Raw genomic sequence first — 18409 nt, forward strand, 5'->3', positions numbered from 1 at the left:
ATTAGACATCCTGTAAATAGGTGAGGTATTCAAGATTGGTGACTTGCTGAGAGAAGCGTTTGGCTTCTTGTTTTTTAACCGCAATCAGCAGTTCAATCATTTCGCTTGGGAATAAGGCATCAATGACGTCGCTGTTTTCAAACTGACGAATGGCTGAGAGCCAATCTAACGGTAAGGTTTTGAGGTCTTCTTCATTATAAGTAATGCTATTGATTGGTTCAGGTGCTTCCAGTTTGTTTTCAATACCATACAGCATACCTGCCAATACCGCACTACAGACGAGATAAGGGTTGGCGTCAGCGCCAGAAACGCGATGCTCAATACGGCGCGCTTTTGGATCGCCACCTGGGATACGTACGGCTGCTGTGCGGTTTTCATAGCCCCATGACACATTGTTCGGTGCCAATGTACCTGGTGCAAAACGGCGATAAGAGTTGACATGTGGTGCAAACAATAACGTGCAATCTGACATGGTCTTCAATAGCCCTGCAACGGCATGACGTAGTATATCTGAGCCTTCCGTTGATCCATCATCAAAGACATTGTTGCCATCTTTATCTAATAAGCTGCAATGTACATGGAAGCCATTACCTGATTGTAGGCCAAACGGTTTTGCCATAAAGGTAGCAGTGAGCTTACGACGAGCAGCGACCGCTTTGACCACTTGTTTGAATAGTATCGCATCATCGGCAGCTTTTAACGGATCATCGACATGTAGTAAATTAATCTCAAACTGACCACAGCCATTCTCAGCCAAAGCAGCATCAACCGGAATATCGAGTTTCTCACACTGAGCATAGACTTCGTCTAAAAACTCATCAAACTGTAATAAATCATTGATGCTTAAAATAGAGGTTTTATTTAATCTCAGGCCACTTTTCGGACGAATAGGTGGTTTTGGCGTCTCACCTTCTGTGTAGTCCACCAAATAAAACTCAAGCTCAGTCGCCATGACTGGCGTCAAACCAAGCGCTTTGAATTTTTTGCTGATGTAGTCCAAAACGTGTCTGGCATCACCGTAATACGGTTCATTGTCTTCGGTATAAAGCCAAACAGGTAATAGCGATGAGGCTGCACTGGTATTAAGAAGGGGATAAGCGGCACGACCTGTAGGACGAGCAATGGCATCAATATCACCATTACATTGAGAGGACTCGATGACGTCTGCACCCCAAATATCGACGCCTAAAATAGATAGAGGCAATCGGATGCCACCAGCTTGTGCTTTGTCCATTTGGTTAAATGGGATACGTTTACCGCGAAGTAAGCCGTTGATATCACCTGCTGCAACATATACATATTCAGTTTTACTTGCAGATGTGATGGTTCCGTTGGTCGTCGTCATGTTGTTCATCCCTGTCAGTTTTTGAAATATTTGGGTTGGCCTTGCTGATTTTGTTCACGATATGAAGCACTTAACGTATTTCGGGATACTGTCTATCAACTTTCTAAATGTATAAAAATTGTTCTTTGTCATAAAGATGTCTTTTAATATATGGATGAAGGTTATAGTTGTCAATATTTATTTTTAATTACCTAAAAGTAATTTATATAACTCATATAAACCGATTTTATAGACAATGAAGTTTATAGTTTACATTTACTAGGTAGTTATGATAAATTTTAGTTAAGTTAAATACCGCAGTATCTGGACATCTAGGTACAGATATCACATTTAGGGAAAATCACATGCCTACTTCTAGACCTATCATCGCTATCGTCTCCTGTCACAAAATGGTGGACGGCCAGCCAGCCCAAGCGGTATATCAAAAATACATCGATGCTATCCAGTATTATGGTGGCAATCCAATATTGCTTCCCTATACGGCTGCTGACAGCGAGAATTTTGATGCATTGGTCGCGTTGGCAGATGGTATTGTATTGACAGGGAGTTATAGTAATGTCGCGCCGATGCGTTATGGCGCATCGCATGTAGAAGAAAAGCAGGATTTAAATCGTGATGAGCTAAGCTTTAAACTACTGGCTTATTCAGCGGAATCTGGCACACCTTTACTAGCAGTATGCCGAGGGTTACAAGAGATGAATGTGCATTTCAATGGCACGCTATACCCTGATTGGCGTGAAGTAGAAGGGTTCTATGAGCAGCATTTAGAAGACAATACCCAGCCGCTAGAAGTGCAATATCAGCCAGTACATGACGTCATTATTCAGCCTGAAGGGAAGCTTGCAGCATTTGGTGACGAGTGGCACGTTAACTCGTTACATAAGCAAGCCATCAATAAAGTGGGTGAGGGTTTGTTTGTAGAAGCGCTGGCACGTGATGGATTGGTAGAGGCGATTAGCTTAATAGAACATCCGTTTATGATTGGTGTACAATGGCATCCTGAGCTGAATTATGCACAAGATGGTTTTTCCAAATTTTTATTTACGGAATTTATTCACTATGCCAGTCAAACAAAATCCTGATAACGATATCCCAGAAAATGACGAGATAATCTCTGTTGAAGAACAAGAGGCGCCTGAATCGGTTGAAAAGCCAGAAGAGAATATCGGTAAAAAAATCAATCAATTGCGCCTTACTAAAGGGTTCTCACAGCGTAAACTAGCGAGACTGGCAGGACTGACCAATACCTCAATCAGTGCTATCGAGCGTAATAAGGTTAGCCCTGCTGTCAACACGCTAAAAGCGATCTTGCAGGTGCTCGACTCTGACCTAAATACCTTTTTTAGTGACGAGTGGAAAGAGCGTAAAGACAGAGTCGTCGTTACGCCAAAAGACCTCATAGAGATTAGTGAGCCAAACAGTCGGGTCTCCATCAAACAGGTGTTCAATGGCAGTCCGATCAAGAATTTAGGGTTTTTGATCGAGGTTTATCAGCCGAACAGTTCGACTGAAGATAGGATTTCTCATGAAGGTGAGGAGATTGGTACGGTCATCGAAGGCAAGATTATCATTCGTATCGATGATACTACCTACCTATTAAATGAAGGCGATAGCTACGTGATTAAAACTTGTCATCCGCATACTTTTATCAATCCAAGCAATGCCATCACTCGCATCGTCAGCGCGCATACGCCAGCGACATATTAATTGGAAGGGTGGCGGCTGGTAAGAACGGGCACGGAAATATCTATAGGCGTACAGTCAGTAGATAGCTGAATATTTATAACAGGCTTTCTAAGTATCTGTCTCTTTTGAGAGGTTGGCTGCTTCAGAAAGCCTTTTTTTAGCAGGTTCTGTGTTTGCTAGCGAATCGCTATGTTTTGCCCTAGCATCATAAATTTTGGCTTTATTATTTATCGTATTGGCAGTGGGTTTCAAATACTTCTTAATTCTTCTTACCGCTGCCGCATCGGCTTCAGCTTGCTCTTCTGCCAGCGCCATATCACTTAGATTTTGATAGACCTTGAGGGTTTCCTCAATCATCTCACGCATCGTGAATTTGTTCGTCATCTCAGGACGAGTCACGCTTTCCAACTGGTTTCTAACCGCTTTACAGAGAGAGGTCGCATTGTATTTTTTGACCAATCCTTGCGGATAGAGCGGTTGTAGAATTTCGCTAAAGGCCGCTTGATCCCAACCAATGACGGGAGTGCCTAAGTGAATCGCTTGCAGCGCATTGATACCAATAGACTCTGGCTCATTGGCCAGTGCCATCACGATATTTGCCGCCGATAGCCACTCTCGCATGTCATTGCGCTTGCTACCCACATAAGTGATGCGCTCCGCCAGACCTAAGGTATTAGTGCGTTGACGAAAGTCTTCATGCGCCACATCGCCATCTTTATAGTCATCGTCCATGATAATGACATGGATATTAGGGAACTGCTCTTGTAGATTACCCAAAATATCAATCAACCACTCTTGACCATATTCATTGCCGATAATGGTTGGAAATATCAGCCACTTTTTGTGCTCAAGCTCTGGGTATTCTGCAAAGGTGTGACGTAGCCAATAAACTGATGGATTATGCCGATAGGGATAGCGGCGAGTATCAATACCTCGATAGATACGTTTGATAATTTTTGGTGCGGTATCTTCACGGCGTAGTCGGTGTTTTAGATAGTTAGTAACACTGTCAGAGACGGTAATAAGCGTGTCGACATTGAGCAGTGCTTGTGAATATCTATTGATAGGGTAAAAGCCATACATGGTCGAGACCAGTTTTGGCATACGTTTGACACGTGCACGGCGCAATGCTAAATGTACAATCCATGCTGGCGTACGCGAGTGCGCATGAATGACGTCGGGCTCGTACTTTTCAATCAAATGGCGTAGTGGGGCAACTTGGAGTAGTGATAACCAAGACTTTTTATTCATTTGTAATTGGTGATAGATATTGCCGTCACGCTTGAGGCGTCTGACCAAATCATTGTCTTCATCAGCGCTTGAGACGATGATAGAGGTATGTCCATTTTTGACCAATGCGCGCCCAAGATGAAAAATACCGCGCTCGGATTCATCATGCTTCAAAGACGACAGTAAGCGCATAACTTTCATAATAGCGTCGATCACAGGTTAGTAATATCAAGTTGCTATTGTCAGTTAAAAGCAGTAAAAACTCAACCATCAAGGTAAAGTTAAAGCGTTTGTTTTTCAGAGCGAGGAGTAAGTCTGCCATAGATACAACGCTGAAAACGCTTATCGACGTTTTTGTAAATGTTCAGCATTGGGCAATACTTGTTTTTCGCTCAAATATTTCCAATAGCGCTGCGGCAGGTACTGTTTGTGCAAACGGGGGTTTTTACGTTCCTTGATATTGACGTTGGTAAAGTAGCCTTGCCAAAACTTCTGGTAACGCTGCTCGTCCTCGCTATGGATACTGGCAGGATTACGCAATACCGCATCATCAAGGTCAGTAATGGTTTGCAGTGTGGCAGGGTGTGACGGTGTACTTTGGCTTTTGTCATAATAAATCCCAAATCCGCGACTGATATCATAAATGGCCCAATGCTGGTCTTGATAGCGCTGACGGAAGTGCTCACCAATCAGTGGCAATACATTAAAATCAGGCTCCACTCGCGCAAAATATATATCATCAGTGGTATGCTCAAAACGCACAAATGCTTCCATGCGGTGCTTTTCACGACCCACAGATTTGACCGTTTGCACCAGCTCAAGCACGTCTAAGTTACCCAAATCCTGCATGATTTGACGATTGGGATAGTCGATGGCGTATTTAACTACTTGAAATAGAGTGGTGCCGATATTATCCTTTTCAGATAAAAATCCCCACAGCATATTGCGCATACCTGAGCGCCCCAATAACTTATTTAGTTTTGTGAGGACACGCTCGGCTTTGTCTTCATCAGTTGCCACGCTGGTTGCTTGAGCAATCAATGAGGGTATATAGCAATCTTGCGCTATGAGCTGTAATGCGGAATCGTGTTGTAATTTATGCTCATAGGCATGATAGACCGCACTCAGCCAACCTTCAAAACTTGGCTCATAAAGCACAATACTAGGCGTTACTTGACCGACAGAGTAAGTTTTGTTTTGAACAAGTACTGACATTAGCTGCCCTCAGAAAACAGTTGACGTGTAGTGGCTTATTTTAAGAATCAATCTTACGAATAAACTTTATTCTTACATTTAAAATAAGGCCAGCTGCCCGCTACGCTGATCTTTAAACTTGGTCTGCGTCTGTGCCAGTACATATTGACGGAAGTTATCGCGGGTCAAATGAGCAAGGTGTTCATTTTTACCAGTAGTCGCGATGAAGTATTTGGCACGATTGACGGCCGCTCCCATCTTTTTGAGATGATATAACGTCAGCTGATTAAACTTGCGCGCTTTCACTATTTTTTTAGCCGTTTTGGTACCAATACCGGGTATACGAACAATCATCTCATAAGTTGCGGTTTGGATGTTAACGGGAAAATGCTCACGATGGCGTATGGCCCAAGCCAGTTTTGGGTCACAGTCCAAATCTAAAAATGGCGAGTCCGGCTCTACTATCTCGTGCGCGCCAAAACCATAAAAACGCATTAACCAATCTGCCTGATAAAGGCGGTTTTCACGCACCATAGGCACCGGCGTTCCAATCGCTGGCAGACGATTATCAGACAGCATTGGTACATAACCAGAGTAGTAAACACGCTTGAGATCATACGTTTTATAGAAGTGGCTCGATAGCTGGATAACCTGCAAGTCGGTCTCATTACTGGCGCCGACTATCATTTGACTGGTCTGACCCGCTGGCGTGAATTTTGGCGCTTTTTTATGGGTTTTACGGCTCTCACGGATGGTGATAATCTCTTCTTTTACCGTTTCCATGGGTGCCTTTAATTGCTCATGCGATTTTTCTGGCGCGAGCAATGCCAATCCTGATTTGGTCGGAATCTCAATATTAACGCTCAAGCGATCAGCATACAGCCCAGCTTCTAGCAGTAACTCTTTTGACGCACCTGGGATGGTCTTTAGGTGAATATAACCGTTGAAGCGCTCGCGGGTACGCAGTAGTTTGGCGACCTCAACCAGTCGCTCCATCGTATAGTCGCCACTCTTAAAAATACCAGAACTGAGAAACAAGCCTTCGATATAGTTACGGCGATAAAATTGCATGGTCAAATCAACGACTTCTTCGACACTAAAGGCAGCACGTGGGGTGTCATTGCTTTTGCGTGAGGTACAGTAAGCACAATCATAAATACAATGATTGGTCAGCAGGATTTTGAGTAGACTGACACAGCGGCCATCTTCGGTATAGCTATGGCAGATACCTGTCGCTGAGGCATCACCGAGACCGCCGCCTTGGTTCTTGCGTGTACCAGCGGAGGAAGAGCAGGAAACGTCATACTTAGCAGCGTCCGCTAAGATGTTTAGTTTGCCTTGTAGTCGTTCATAATTGATGGTTGCCATAAGCGGTATTTACCAATGCATTAATGAAAGACTATTTTAACAAAATTAGCGTTAAGTCATTGTAATTATAGCTAAAATTAAGAAATTAAACGACAACGGTTGTCGCCTATGGCCATCGATTTTATGTGTTTTTAGGGTTAACGAGAAGTACAAGGATTAGGCAAAGTTTGAACCACTTCTTCTGAGAAGTATTCTTTGACAATAAGATGTCCTTTTTTATCAAACTCAACATCGTACTTGGGGTAAGCCGCAAAAGCATCAGGATCATAGGTCAAAGGTAAAGCAATTTCTTTATCTGAAAAAAATCGGCTAGCCGTCCATAACTGTTTGTCGTGGTTATATGCAACGCTACATTGACTATTTAGATCAAAGTTGAAATAACGACCAAAGTTCTGCTCTTTATCGCCACGCCCAAATAACATATTGGCACCGCACGGATTGCCACAACCAATATAGACATGATAAGTATCTTTATCAATTTTTTTAAGCGAGGTATGATTCCAGCCGTAGCTACCGATTCCGTCCATAAGCAGAGTTTCTTTTACTTGACCGCCTTCCAAGGTTTCGCTTTTAAGAACATAACCATCATCACAATATCCATGATCTTCTTTACTCATATACGCAGTACAAATTTTCGACATATAAAAGCGATCGTCAAATTCTGCTTCGGCAGATTTAGCCAAAGATGTAGCACTTAAAATACAGCCGAAAATAATAAAAGCCAATGAAGAGAGAGAGGTGAAGTTGTACATGCTGGTAATAACCGAATATTTGTTTTGAATTTAAGGCACTATAGCAAAAGGTTGGTTATTAAGAAATGATAAAGGTGAATGCAAGTATTACGAATAGTAGGCTGAGTGAGCATGGCAATGTACCTACTATATATGAGCCAGTTATGGTTTATACAAAAAATTGCTCAGCCAATAACCCGAGCACCAAGCCACCTACAATACCCAAAATACCAAGCAGTAGAAGGGGAATAGCCAGTATCGTTATGATCTGTGATTGGCTTTCTTTAACCTCGATAGAATAGAGGCTTAAATCAATATCTGCCAAAGGTATGACATTTCCCATAGTTGCCTGCAGTCTTGAGGTGCTTGACCCTGATACTAGCTTTAATTCGTAATGACCAATTTCCGCCCGAAAGGTGAAAAGCTCCATTCTGCCAGTGGCAAAGTTATTTGAGCGTGGAGATAGTATTGAGGGATTAAGCTTAATATCTTTGCCAGTAGAGGTACTTGAGATATGAGGTCGAAATTTAGCCAGCGGCGTTTTTTTAAACACAGGGCCTTTGTGCCAAATGCTATAAACACCGGACTTCGAGACAGTGAAACTACCAACGCTATCATGGTAGGGCAGCGCTAATAATACGTCGCCATTGAATGCGCTTCTCAGTAGTTTTATCGCTTTGAATACCGTAAATATGCCTACAGGAACAATGAGGAATAAGAGTATTCTAATGGACAGTACGCTCATGATTTATCTTCCTCAATGATTGAAAACTTGGCAATTTAAAAAAAGGTATTGCCGGCTAGAAAGTTAGCCAGCAAGACCTCATCAAATTTATTAAACAACCACGGCCTAGTTTCTATTGAACCTTAGCGCGTATCACTACGGTCTGTGTTGCATTGGCATCTAGATTGACCAAATCCCATTTAAGACCAGAGTAGCTCACTTGCGTCGCTGCCGTGTTACTCATTGGTTGAATCACTTGATAGCTGTTGCCATCGGTGGTTGCAAGGGTTGGCAGTAAACTGTTTAGCGATACCAACTGGATGCCATTCGGTAATGACACCATCGCATTGACACCGTTTACTAGTTGATTGGTGGTATTGGTATAAGTGGTGTGGTATTCAATAATATCACCTTGAGCAATATGATTGGCAGGCACTGCTATCTCACGTCCTTCTTTATTCTTTAATATTTTCATGACCTTAGTTTGTGCATTGACGACATCAGGCTTACTAAAGCTTGGGGTTAGTTGTAGGGTCTCTAAAGAAACCGTCTTAGCAGTTTGATCGGTAAAGGTTGGGCTAATCGCTGATTGGTTAAACGTTGATGAGCTGGTCATGACTTGAATGGCAGTTGATGCATTCATCACTGGCAGTTGATTAGCAGATGCGACAGGCAGGACTTGCTTTACGTTATTGAGTGGTGTGGTGATAACATTCACTTTGGTGACGGCATTGCTCCCCTGATTGGTCACAGGCACACTAGTGACGGTGGTGCTGGCCTGAGAAATGATAGTATCGTTAGCGCTTTGACGAACGACATAGCTTGGGGTCGTTGTTACTTGCGTCACAGCATAAGGCATACCGTCTTGCATGGTGATGCCATTAGGTGTTGCAGTGATAGTCGCGGTGTTACCATCAGAGTACTGCTCAACCACAGTTGTACTGCCGCTAGCAGACGGATTAATGCTTATTTCAGGCGCAGCATGTGCTGAGGATACGGCAAGTAAAGTGCCTGCAACAATCGAAGAGATAGCAGTGGCTATTGATGTTTTTTGAACCGCTATTTTTTTGGTGATAACCAGTGATGCTGCAAAATCCATATTCATAAAAGACTCCTTTAAAGTAATAGTAAGTGAAGCAGTAGATAACGCGCAAACAAAAAACCCTCGTTAAATGACACTATAGCGCATGTCAAATAACGAGGGTATCAGTATTTATAATAGCCAAGGTCAATCATTTAGTCATCATTGTGTTTAGTAAGATGTTAGGCCAAATGATGGAGCGATACTAGTTGTATATGACTTTCATAATTTCATATTCGACCACGCCTTTAGGCGTTTCAATACGGGCTTCATCGCCTTCTGATTTACCGATAAGACCACGAGCGATTGGCGAGTTGACAGAGATTTTACCCGCTTTAAAGTCTGCTTCGTCATCACCAACGATTTGGTATTGTTTTTCTTCTTCGGTGTCCATGTTTTCGATGATAACGCTCACACCAAATACCACACGACCTTCTTGTGGCAGCGTCGAAGGATCGATGACTTGCGCGCCGCCAAGCTTGGCTTCGATATCACGGATACGTGCTTCACAAAAACCTTGCTGCTCACGGGCTGCATGGTATTCAGCATTTTCTTTTAGATCACCATGTTCGCGCGCTTCAGCAATAGAAGCCGTGATGCGTGGACGGTCGATACTTTTTAACTGTTTTAATTCGGCTTCTAAAGCCTCATGTCCTTGCGGAGTCATGGGATAACGTTGCATGTTTTTTCCTTAAACCAATAACACCACACCATCTCCTACTCTTAGTGAATAGTGAGATGGTGTTGGGATTATTGCAATGGGTATAAAATATAAAAAGAGAGTGGTTTAGGCTGCATAACTAGCATACGATTGGTTATGTATGAGCGTATTTATGCTCCACTAATGCACACTTAACCTTACGTAATAAAAAGCATAGTCGCAGTTTAGCCACTATGCTTTTTGGGTCTGTCTTTTCAAAGGTATTGTTTGATTAGAGCATTACTGTCATATAAAAACCAATTTCGCATGAGCTTTTACATAAGCCTGACTGTTATGCTTAATCTACTGAAATTATTCAGCCAAGTCAATAGAGCTAAGCAATAGTCTTTGCTTGTTCATGTAAATCTTGTAGCTTATAAACTTCGAATGGCAAGTCAATCGAATAAGATTTGCAAATGGCATCTGCCGCGCCCAATGTCGTGACATAGAATACTTTACCTTGCAGCGCGCTGCGGCGAATAGAGAATGAATCCTCTTGTGCCTGCTTGCCCTCAGTCGTATTGATGATAAGGTCGATTTTACCATTTTTCAATGCATCGACGATATGTGGACGGCCTTCGGTTACTTTGTTGATTTGCTTACATTCGATACCAGCGTCGCTCAGTATTTTTTGTGTACCAGTGGTAGACACAATGTCAAAGCCAAAGTCTACCAGCTGACGAGCGATAGGCGCGATTTGCGCTTTGTCACTGTCACGTACTGAGATAAAGACGGTTTTGGTTTCGCCCTCAGTCGGTAGACCTGGCAGACGCTCATTGCTACCGATGATGGCTTTGTAGAACGCTTCACCAAAGGTTTTACCAACGCCCATCACTTCACCTGTTGATTTCATCTCAGGACTCAAGATTGGATCGACACCAGGGAACTTAGCAAATGGGAAGACCGCTTCTTTAACGGCATAGAATGCAGGAACAATCTCTTTGGTAAAGCCTTGGTCTTTGAGCGACGTACCAGCCATACAGCGAGCAGCGATTTGTGCCAATGATGTACCAATGCATTTAGAGACAAATGGTACGGTACGCGCAGCACGTGGATTGACCTCAAGAATATAAATAGTTTCACCTTTTACGGCAAACTGTACGTTCATCAGACCGATAACGCCCAACTCTTTAGCCATAGCAATAGTCTGTGCGCGCATCACATCGCATAACTCTTTAGATAGCGAGTAAGGCGGTAGCGAACAGGCTGAGTCACCAGAGTGAACACCCGCTTGTTCGATATGCTGCATGATGCCGCCAATTACGACATCAGTACCATCACAGACACAGTCCACATCGACTTCGATGGCGTCATCTAAGAAGCGATCTAGCAATACTGGCGCTTCGTTTGATGCTTGTACCGCAGTGCGCAGATAATGTCTTAGCTCATCTTCGTTATAGACGATTTCCATCGCGCGGCCACCTAGTACATAAGATGGGCGTACAACCAATGGATAGCCAACGTCTTTTGCTTTAACCAAGCCGTCTTCTAAGCTGGTCGCTAATGCATTGGTTGGCTGGACAAGATTCAATTGCTGAATCATATGTTGGAAGCGTTCACGGTCTTCAGCGCGGTCAATCGCATCAGGGCTAGTACCGATTATTTTCACACCAGCGGCTTCAAGGGCGCGAGCCAGTTTCAATGGTGTTTGACCACCAAATTGTACAATGACGCCATCAGGGTTTTCGATACGGACGATTTCTAGTACGTCCTCTAACGTGATTGGCTCAAAGTATAGACGGTCTGAGGTGTCATAGTCAGTTGAAACCGTTTCTGGATTACAGTTGACCATGATGGTCTCGTAGCCATCTGCACGCATCGCAAGGGCAGCGTGTACACAGCAATAGTCAAACTCGATACCTTGACCGATGCGGTTAGGACCACCACCGATAACCATGATCTTTTTGTTATTGGTAGGGTTGGCTTCACACTCGCTGTCATACGTTGAGTACATATAAGCGGTACTGGTAGAGAATTCTGCCGCACAAGTATCCACGCGCTTATAAACTGGATAAACGTTTAAATCCCAACGTTTTTTGCGCAGTTGCTTTTGTGAGACACCAAGCAATTTGGCCAGACGCAAATCTGACAAACCTTTACGTTTAAAGCGACGCAAGTTGTCTTCAGTTAAGCCACCGAAGCCTAATGATTTCACAGTTTCTTCAGTTTTCACGATGTCTTCGATCTGTACCAAGAACCATGGGTCGATTTTGGTAAGATTAAAGACCTCATCGACGCTCATACCGATACGGAAGGCATCAGCAATATAATAAATGCGTTCAGGCGTTGGAATGGTTAAGCGGTTATGAATCTCGCTACGGGCTTTGTCAGTACTAAGGCTACCGTCTTTGATAGCGGCAAAGTCAATCTGCTCATCAAAACCATCATTGCCCGTTTCCATACCACGCAATGCTTTTTGCATCGACTCTTGGAAGTTACGGCCAATCGCCATCACTTCACCGACTGATTTCATCTGCGTTGATAAAACACTATCGGCTTGCGGGAATTTTTCAAAGTTAAAACGAGGTATCTTGGTCACAACATAGTCAAGCGCAGGCTCAAAGCTCGCTGGTGTTTTGCCACCAGTGATGTCGTTTTGCAATTCATCTAGGGTATAACCAATCGCCAATTTTGCCGCGATTTTAGCAATCGGGAAACCAGTGGCTTTTGATGCCAATGCTGATGAACGCGATACACGTGGGTTCATCTCGATGACGACCATGCGACCTGTATCAGGGTTGATACCGAACTGTACGTTTGAGCCGCCTGTTTCAACACCAATCTCACGCAGTACTGCCAATGAAGCATTACGCATGATTTGGTATTCTTTGTCCGTCAAAGTCTGCGCAGGTGCAACCGTGATAGAGTCGCCCGTGTGCACGCCCATTGGATCAAAGTTTTCGATGGCACAGATGATGATGCAGTTGTCGTTTTTGTCACGAACCACTTCCATCTCGTATTCTTTCCAACCGATTAACGACTCATCGATAAGTAGCTGATGGTTAGGAGACAAATCAAAACCGCGCTCACAAATTTCAATGAACTCATCACGGTTATACGCAATACCGCCACCTGAACCACCCATCGTGAATGAAGGACGAATAATACATGGATAGCCCATTTTTTCTTGGGTAGCAAATGCTTCTTCCATGGTTTCAGCCGTTTCAGCGCGTGGGCATTCAAGGCCGATACGCTTCATTGCTTTATCAAACAAGTTGCGATCTTCTGCCATCTCGATTGAGTCTTTAGTTGCACCAATCAGTTCGCAATCGTACTTGGTCAATATGCCATGCTTATCCAAATCTAATGCACAGTTTAACGCTGTTTGTCCGCCCATCGTTGGCAGGATAGCATCGGGACGTTCTTTAGCAATGATTTGCTCAACCGTCTGCCAAGTAATTGGCTCGATATACGTGGCATCAGCCATAACAGGATCGGTCATGATGGTCGCAGGGTTTGAATTGACCAAGATGACACGGTAACCTTCTTCTTTTAGTGCTTTACACGCCTGTGCGCCTGAGTAGTCAAACTCACATGCTTGGCCGATGACGATGGGGCCTGCGCCAATGATAAGAATGCTTTTTATGTCGGTACGTTTTGGCATAGTGTTTTTAAGTCCTATTTTGGCGGGTTTGAATTCTCAAGGTATTTATTAAGATGCTGACTTTTACAATGTTAATTAGATTTTAGTTCTTGACTCAAAAGTTTATATCGTAGCGGTGTGCTATTAAGATTGCACTGCTGTTCAGATTCACGTACAAAGTTTGTAAGGATTAAAAGCTTCATGACAGAAAAATCAAAAACCGAACCATTTACTTCTGCAGGCTGACCTATCATTATTAATAGGTCTTTGTAGTATTCATCTTTAATCATTTCTTGAAAAATTAAAGAATCTTCTTCTGAGAGTAGTGTTAGCGCAGGAGAGGCTGATAAATTTTTATCGTCAAAATCAACTGGACCTGAATGGTTGTAAAAAATATCTACGATAGAAATCAGACGGTCTAACTTATCTAAATATAAATCAGTATTTTCTGAGTGATTATCTATAAAGTATTCAATACTATGATTAGAGAGTTTGTAAAAAGCTTTTCTGTCGATATTTTTGAAAACGCATTGCTTATCTTGTTTTGAGATATTGCCATCAGATAATAAGAAATCAATAAATATGGGGTCATTTATTCCTCTGATAGAAAAATCAGCAAGTTTAATTTTTTCCGCTAATAATTCTCTTTTATCTTTCAGGTTTAGTTCTTGCTTGTTTGTTACTTTAGCATTAGACACCGCTAATTTCTGCTGATCTTGTAAGTTGATATGGTCAACAGTTGGTTTGGTGGTAGTGCATGCCGCCAAACCAATTGCTAATACTCCAATCAACAAACTACTTTTGACAGACTTGCTCACGATTTCGCCTTTTCCATCATCTCAGCAAACTTATCAAACAATGGCGCGCAGTCATGTGGACCAGGGCTGGCTTCTGGATGACCTTGGAAGCTAAATACTGGCTTATTTGTCAGCTCAATCCCTTGGTTGGTACCATCGAATAATGAGCGATGGGTAGATTTAACGTTATCAGGTAGTGTGTCTTCATCAACCGCGAAACCATGGTTTTGACTGGTAATCATAACCGTACCAGTCGCCAAGTCTTGTACTGGATGGTTAGCGCCATGATGGCCAGTTTTCATTTTGATGGTGTTTGCACCGCTGGCAAGACCGACTAGCTGATGGCCTAAACAGATACCAAACGTTGGCACGTCAGTTTGCTCAATGATATGACGCACGCTGTCAATAGCGTAGCCACAAGCGGCAGGGTCACCAGGGCCATTCGATAAGAAGATACCGTCTGGATTCATCGCTAGCACGTCAACGATAGGCTTTTGTGCTGGTACGACCGTTACATGGCAGCCGCGATCGACGAGCATGCGCAAGATGTTGGTCTTGGTACCAAAGTCATAGGCGACTACATTAAATTTGTGCTCAACGTGTGTGCCTAGTTGCTTGAAAAATCCGCCTGTACCGCTATCATGACTACCAACGGCATCACGGTTAAGTAGGGTATCTGATAAATCCCATGTACCTGCTGTCCATTCGAACGTCTCTTTAGTACAGCATTCTTTTGCCAGATCCATGCCTTCAATACCAGCGAACTCTTGCGCCAATTTGATGGCTTGTTGCTCGTCATCACTGCTAATGGTCTTGCCATTAGAGGCTGTCATGATACAACCGTTTTGAGCGCCTTTATCACGCAGTAGACGAGTCAATTGACGGGTGTCAATCTCAGCGATTGCGACGGTATCATGGTTTTGTAAGTAATCACTCAATGATTCTGAGTTACGGAAGTTTGAAGTAACCATAGTGGCATCACGAATGATGAGACCATCTGCCCATACTTGATGACCATTACCAGACTCAGTGTCCTCGCTATTGGTACCAGTATTGCCGATGTGCGGATAGGTTAGGGTCACTAGCTGACGAGCATAGCTGGGGTCAGTTAGGATTTCTTGATACCCTGTCATGGCTGTATTAAACACCACCTCACCGACACGATGACCGAGACTGCCGATACTCACACCGCGAAAAATCGTACCGTCTGCTAATGCCAAAATTGCTTGTATTTCTGCCGATGAATTCAAGGTTTGCCTCCGCTGTTATTGGTGAGTGCCGTAATTTCTCATGATTAAAATTCGGATTGAACGCAGCTTTTTATATCTCGATAATGACTATGAATTAAGAATAAAAAACAACTAAACCCAAAATTTTTCCACAAAAAAGCGAGAAGACATTATTGATGGAAACTACAAAACCCACTAGATAGTGAATAGGTAACTTGCATCATGTCCGCTCGCTTAGGCACAGATTTTGCGCATTATATACAATATACACGCAGATAGCCAGTCGATTTCCTAACTTAACGGGCACAGATTTCTCATCTACCGTAAATATACAATATACTATCTATTAAATAATTGTTTATAAAAGATTTCTGAAAAAAATATATGAAAAACAGCATATGATGAGCAGCGCTTTAATTGCGATGAATGATTTTTTCTATTCTTATGGTCTAAAAGATGATTTGTTCTAAGTGATGACTTGTTTTAAGTAAATAGCTACAACGGTGATAATAGCCTAAGTAAAGCTAGGTGTTTCTCACCGTGACTGGTACAACCATCATACTGGGGTGAATAGCACTAGATTTTGATAGAAGGCTTTGCCACAATAGAGGGCATTATTGACTGATATAGATAGCTATCTATTATTAGGTTAGTATAAAAAACAATAACAAGGAGTGGTTATGATTTATCAATATTTAGACAAGGTGCCTAAGTTCGCTATGCCTTTTAATGGCTGGGTAGCAGATTCTGCACAAGTTATCGGCGATGTGTATTTGGGACATCAAGCCAATATTTGGTTCGGTGCGGTACTCCGCGGTGACAATGAACTGATTCATATCGGTGATTATAGCAACGTGCAAGAAAACAGTGTGATTCACACTGATGCAGGTATTGAGGTGAAAATCGGCAATTATGTCACCATTGGGCATTTAGCGATGCTGCATGGCTGCGAAGTCGGTGATAACAGTTTAATTGGTATTGGTGCAGTGGTATTGAATAATGCCAAAATCGGTAAAAACTGTATCATTGGTGCCAAAGCATTGGTCACGGAAGGCAAGGTTATTCCGGACAACTCATTGGTGATGGGCGCACCAGCAAAAGTGGTGAAAACATTAACAGATGAGCAAGCCTCGATGCTGAAATTGTCAGCGATGCATTATGCGGAACGTTGTCAGAAGTTTAAAACAGGCTTAAAAGAAATCGCAATGCCTGATTAATTAGTACGGGGCGAGCGATCAGTTCAGTACAGCGGAAGCGATCAGTAGTGGATAAAAATAAAAGGATGGTAGTATATTGTTCCATCCTTTTTATATTCTTATAATATGATGCCAGTGGTTATACCATGAGCATCATAACCAGCCAAATAACGGCAAAGATAATGATACCTATAATGAGTCCACGAAAAATATCATGACTGATAGAGGTGTCATCGAGATAAGGATTATGGTTAGCAGTTTCGTCGATATGTAATGCGTTGACGCTCTCAGCACCTGCGTTTTTACCAACGATGAGTCCTATCAATACGCCAAGGACGATCATGAAAGGGGTGAATAGCCAAAAAATTTCACCATTACCAAGACCAGCTACTGAGCGAATGACAACAATGGCAAGGTCGATAAGTAAGCCACCAAAGCCATACATCAAGCCATTCAAGAGCGCATAGAACACACGGTCTAAAGGTGATTGATAAGCATCACCCAATCGACGTTGTCTGATCTCTCTGATAGAACGAGCTGGGCGGTGCGGTCTATTAGGTAAGCTGGTTTTGTTATCATATGCTTTCATAAGGTTCTCTGGGTTGCTTATTAAGTCCTCTAGACCCGTTATAAAATGGGCTAAAGAAATAATTTACCATAATTATGTCTAGCAAACAGTAGTGTTCTAGCAAATTTACTGAGTAAACGTTATATCCATAAAACCGACTATATTGAAGGCTTTAGAGCAAATATGGTCGATATAACCTTTAATGACAATTAATCCTACTCACCATCAAATTTTTCAAAAAATAATAAGGCTTCGCTATGCAAGCATCTCACACACAAAACACTAAAAAAGAACTGGCACTATTTGATTTAGATCATACTTTACTTGATGTCGACAGCGACTATCTGTGGGGCGAATATATCGTTAATAACGGGCTGGTCGATGAGGCGCAGTATCGCACAGCCAATCAAGAATTTTATGAGCAATATATAGCAGGCACGCTCGATGCCACCGAGTACAATGAATTTGTCGCCCAGTTTTTGACCACATTACCCTTGGCGCGTTTGCATGAGTTGCGTGAAGATTATATCAAACGCGAAATCGAACCGCATATTCGTCCAAAAGCGATGGAAGTGTTGTGTCAACATATTGAGAAGGGTCATGCTGTGGTGATTATCTCTGCGACCAATGATTTTGTGGTCTCTGCCATTGCTAAACGTTTCGGTATAGAAGCCGCCAATGTGTTATCGACACCGCTTGAGATAAAAGATGAGCGTTATACGGGTAAGTTAGCGGATAAGCCCAATTTTAAAGAAGGTAAGATATATCATTTAGATAAATGGGTGAATAAGCAGCAGTTGGCTGGGGTTACCTTTGAAAAAACGTATGCGTATTCAGATTCTAAAAATGATATTCCATTGCTTGAGTGGGCGGATGTGGCAATTTGTGTGTCGCCGGACGATGCGCTACATGCTCATGCGTTAGCGCATCACTGGGCAGTAGAAGATTGGTCGATTTAGGTTATTTAACGCTATTTA

At 42.7% G+C, this 18409-nt stretch carries 16 protein-coding genes; 4 read left to right on the forward strand and 12 right to left on the reverse strand.

Annotation, left to right across the window (positions count from 1 at the left end):
* Position 1: 1 nt before the first annotated feature.
* Positions 2 to 1345, reverse strand: coding sequence for a glutamine synthetase family protein (locus tag I6E84_RS09505; RefSeq protein ID WP_194197303.1), 1344 nt, complete (start codon positions 1343 to 1345; stop codon positions 2 to 4).
* Positions 1346 to 1689: 344 nt separating this feature from the next.
* Between I6E84_RS09505 and I6E84_RS09510 the strand changes: the two genes are divergently transcribed.
* On the forward strand, positions 1690 to 2427 hold the full coding sequence (locus I6E84_RS09510; RefSeq protein WP_110922738.1) for a gamma-glutamyl-gamma-aminobutyrate hydrolase family protein: 738 nt from the start codon (positions 1690 to 1692) through the stop codon (positions 2425 to 2427).
* Positions 2405 to 3052: a cupin domain-containing protein gene (locus I6E84_RS09515; protein WP_227681425.1), complete on the forward strand. Its 648-nt coding sequence runs from the start codon at positions 2405 to 2407 to the stop codon at positions 3050 to 3052. Before I6E84_RS09510 ends, I6E84_RS09515 begins: the two co-directional genes overlap by 23 nt.
* Before the next feature lie 87 nt (positions 3053 to 3139).
* Here I6E84_RS09515 and I6E84_RS09520 read toward each other — a convergent pair whose 3' ends face one another.
* The 10 genes from I6E84_RS09520 to carA form a co-directional block, all read right to left on the reverse strand.
* A complete protein-coding gene (locus tag I6E84_RS09520; protein WP_227681427.1) occupies positions 3140 to 4462 on the reverse strand; it encodes a glycosyltransferase in 1323 nt (440 codons plus the stop codon).
* A gap of 141 nt (positions 4463 to 4603) precedes the next feature.
* On the reverse strand, positions 4604 to 5476 hold the full coding sequence (locus I6E84_RS09525) for a TIGR03915 family putative DNA repair protein (protein ID WP_197217693.1): 873 nt from the start codon (positions 5474 to 5476) through the stop codon (positions 4604 to 4606).
* A 78-nt stretch (positions 5477 to 5554) separates the two neighbouring features.
* Entirely contained in the window at positions 5555 to 6823 is a 1269-nt protein-coding gene (locus I6E84_RS09530) for a putative DNA modification/repair radical SAM protein (protein ID WP_197100088.1), read from the reverse strand.
* A gap of 137 nt (positions 6824 to 6960) precedes the next feature.
* Complete coding sequence (locus I6E84_RS09535; RefSeq protein WP_197217695.1) at positions 6961 to 7575, reverse strand: hypothetical protein; 615 nt, start codon at positions 7573 to 7575, stop codon at positions 6961 to 6963.
* A 148-nt stretch (positions 7576 to 7723) separates the two neighbouring features.
* Positions 7724 to 8299: a hypothetical protein gene (locus I6E84_RS09540; protein ID WP_197217696.1), complete on the reverse strand. Its 576-nt coding sequence runs from the start codon at positions 8297 to 8299 to the stop codon at positions 7724 to 7726.
* Between the two features lie 112 nt (positions 8300 to 8411).
* Positions 8412 to 9383: a hypothetical protein gene (locus tag I6E84_RS09545; protein ID WP_227681429.1), complete on the reverse strand. Its 972-nt coding sequence runs from the start codon at positions 9381 to 9383 to the stop codon at positions 8412 to 8414.
* A gap of 181 nt (positions 9384 to 9564) precedes the next feature.
* Positions 9565 to 10041, reverse strand: a complete 477-nt coding sequence (greA, locus tag I6E84_RS09550; RefSeq protein WP_110922744.1) for a transcription elongation factor GreA — start codon at positions 10039 to 10041, stop codon at positions 9565 to 9567.
* Positions 10042 to 10393: 352 nt separating this feature from the next.
* The gene (carB, locus tag I6E84_RS09555; protein ID WP_197217699.1) at positions 10394 to 13663 is read right to left on the reverse strand and encodes a carbamoyl-phosphate synthase large subunit; all 3270 of its coding nucleotides are present in this window, start codon (positions 13661 to 13663) and stop codon (positions 10394 to 10396) included.
* A 71-nt stretch (positions 13664 to 13734) separates the two neighbouring features.
* On the reverse strand, positions 13735 to 14460 hold the full coding sequence (locus tag I6E84_RS09560) for a hypothetical protein (protein ID WP_197217701.1): 726 nt from the start codon (positions 14458 to 14460) through the stop codon (positions 13735 to 13737).
* A complete protein-coding gene (gene carA / locus I6E84_RS09565; RefSeq protein WP_197217702.1) occupies positions 14457 to 15689 on the reverse strand; it encodes a glutamine-hydrolyzing carbamoyl-phosphate synthase small subunit in 1233 nt (410 codons plus the stop codon). Before carA ends, I6E84_RS09560 begins: the two co-directional genes overlap by 4 nt.
* 659 nt (positions 15690 to 16348) lie before the next feature.
* On the opposite strand from carA, the gene I6E84_RS09570 reads away from it, so the two are divergent.
* Positions 16349 to 16885 carry a gamma carbonic anhydrase family protein gene (locus tag I6E84_RS09570; protein ID WP_197217703.1) on the forward strand — a complete coding sequence of 179 codons (537 nt, stop codon included), beginning with the start codon at positions 16349 to 16351 and terminating at the stop codon, positions 16883 to 16885.
* Positions 16886 to 17003: 118 nt separating this feature from the next.
* On the opposite strand, the gene I6E84_RS09575 is transcribed toward I6E84_RS09570, so the two are convergent.
* Positions 17004 to 17453 (reverse strand): hypothetical protein, encoded by a 450-nt coding sequence (locus I6E84_RS09575; RefSeq protein WP_197217704.1) that lies wholly within the window; start codon positions 17451 to 17453, stop codon positions 17004 to 17006.
* A 236-nt stretch (positions 17454 to 17689) separates the two neighbouring features.
* Here I6E84_RS09575 and I6E84_RS09580 point away from each other — a divergent pair, with 236 nt between their 5' ends.
* The gene (locus tag I6E84_RS09580) at positions 17690 to 18391 is read left to right on the forward strand and encodes an HAD family hydrolase (RefSeq protein ID WP_197217705.1); all 702 of its coding nucleotides are present in this window, start codon (positions 17690 to 17692) and stop codon (positions 18389 to 18391) included.
* Positions 18392 to 18409 lie beyond the last annotated feature (18 nt).

It is taken from the genome of Psychrobacter sp. SCQQ22 (genome assembly GCF_015864605.1).
Classification (GTDB): Bacteria; Pseudomonadota; Gammaproteobacteria; order Pseudomonadales; family Moraxellaceae; genus Psychrobacter; species Psychrobacter fozii.

Excerpts from the sequence above, each read along its gene's own strand:
- I6E84_RS09505 (WP_194197303.1), bottom strand. The coding sequence starts at position 1,345 with ATGACGACGACCAACGGAACCATCACATCTGCAAGTAAAACTGAATAT.
- I6E84_RS09510 (WP_110922738.1), top strand. The coding sequence starts at position 1,690 with ATGCCTACTTCTAGACCTATCATCGCTATCGTCTCCTGTCACAAAATG.
- I6E84_RS09515 (WP_227681425.1), top strand. The coding sequence starts at position 2,405 with ATGCCAGTCAAACAAAATCCTGATAACGATATCCCAGAAAATGACGAG.
- I6E84_RS09520 (WP_227681427.1), bottom strand. The coding sequence starts at position 4,462 with ATGAAAGTTATGCGCTTACTGTCGTCTTTGAAGCATGATGAATCCGAG.
- I6E84_RS09525 (WP_197217693.1), bottom strand. The coding sequence starts at position 5,476 with ATGTCAGTACTTGTTCAAAACAAAACTTACTCTGTCGGTCAAGTAACG.
- I6E84_RS09530 (WP_197100088.1), bottom strand. The coding sequence starts at position 6,823 with ATGGCAACCATCAATTATGAACGACTACAAGGCAAACTAAACATCTTA.
- I6E84_RS09535 (WP_197217695.1), bottom strand. The coding sequence starts at position 7,575 with ATGTACAACTTCACCTCTCTCTCTTCATTGGCTTTTATTATTTTCGGC.
- I6E84_RS09540 (WP_197217696.1), bottom strand. The coding sequence starts at position 8,299 with ATGAGCGTACTGTCCATTAGAATACTCTTATTCCTCATTGTTCCTGTA.
- I6E84_RS09545 (WP_227681429.1), bottom strand. The coding sequence starts at position 9,383 with ATGAATATGGATTTTGCAGCATCACTGGTTATCACCAAAAAAATAGCG.
- greA (WP_110922744.1), bottom strand. The coding sequence starts at position 10,041 with ATGCAACGTTATCCCATGACTCCGCAAGGACATGAGGCTTTAGAAGCC.
- carB (WP_197217699.1), bottom strand. The coding sequence starts at position 13,663 with ATGCCAAAACGTACCGACATAAAAAGCATTCTTATCATTGGCGCAGGC.
- I6E84_RS09570 (WP_197217703.1), top strand. The coding sequence starts at position 16,349 with ATGATTTATCAATATTTAGACAAGGTGCCTAAGTTCGCTATGCCTTTT.
- I6E84_RS09575 (WP_197217704.1), bottom strand. The coding sequence starts at position 17,453 with ATGAAAGCATATGATAACAAAACCAGCTTACCTAATAGACCGCACCGC.
- I6E84_RS09580 (WP_197217705.1), top strand. The coding sequence starts at position 17,690 with ATGCAAGCATCTCACACACAAAACACTAAAAAAGAACTGGCACTATTT.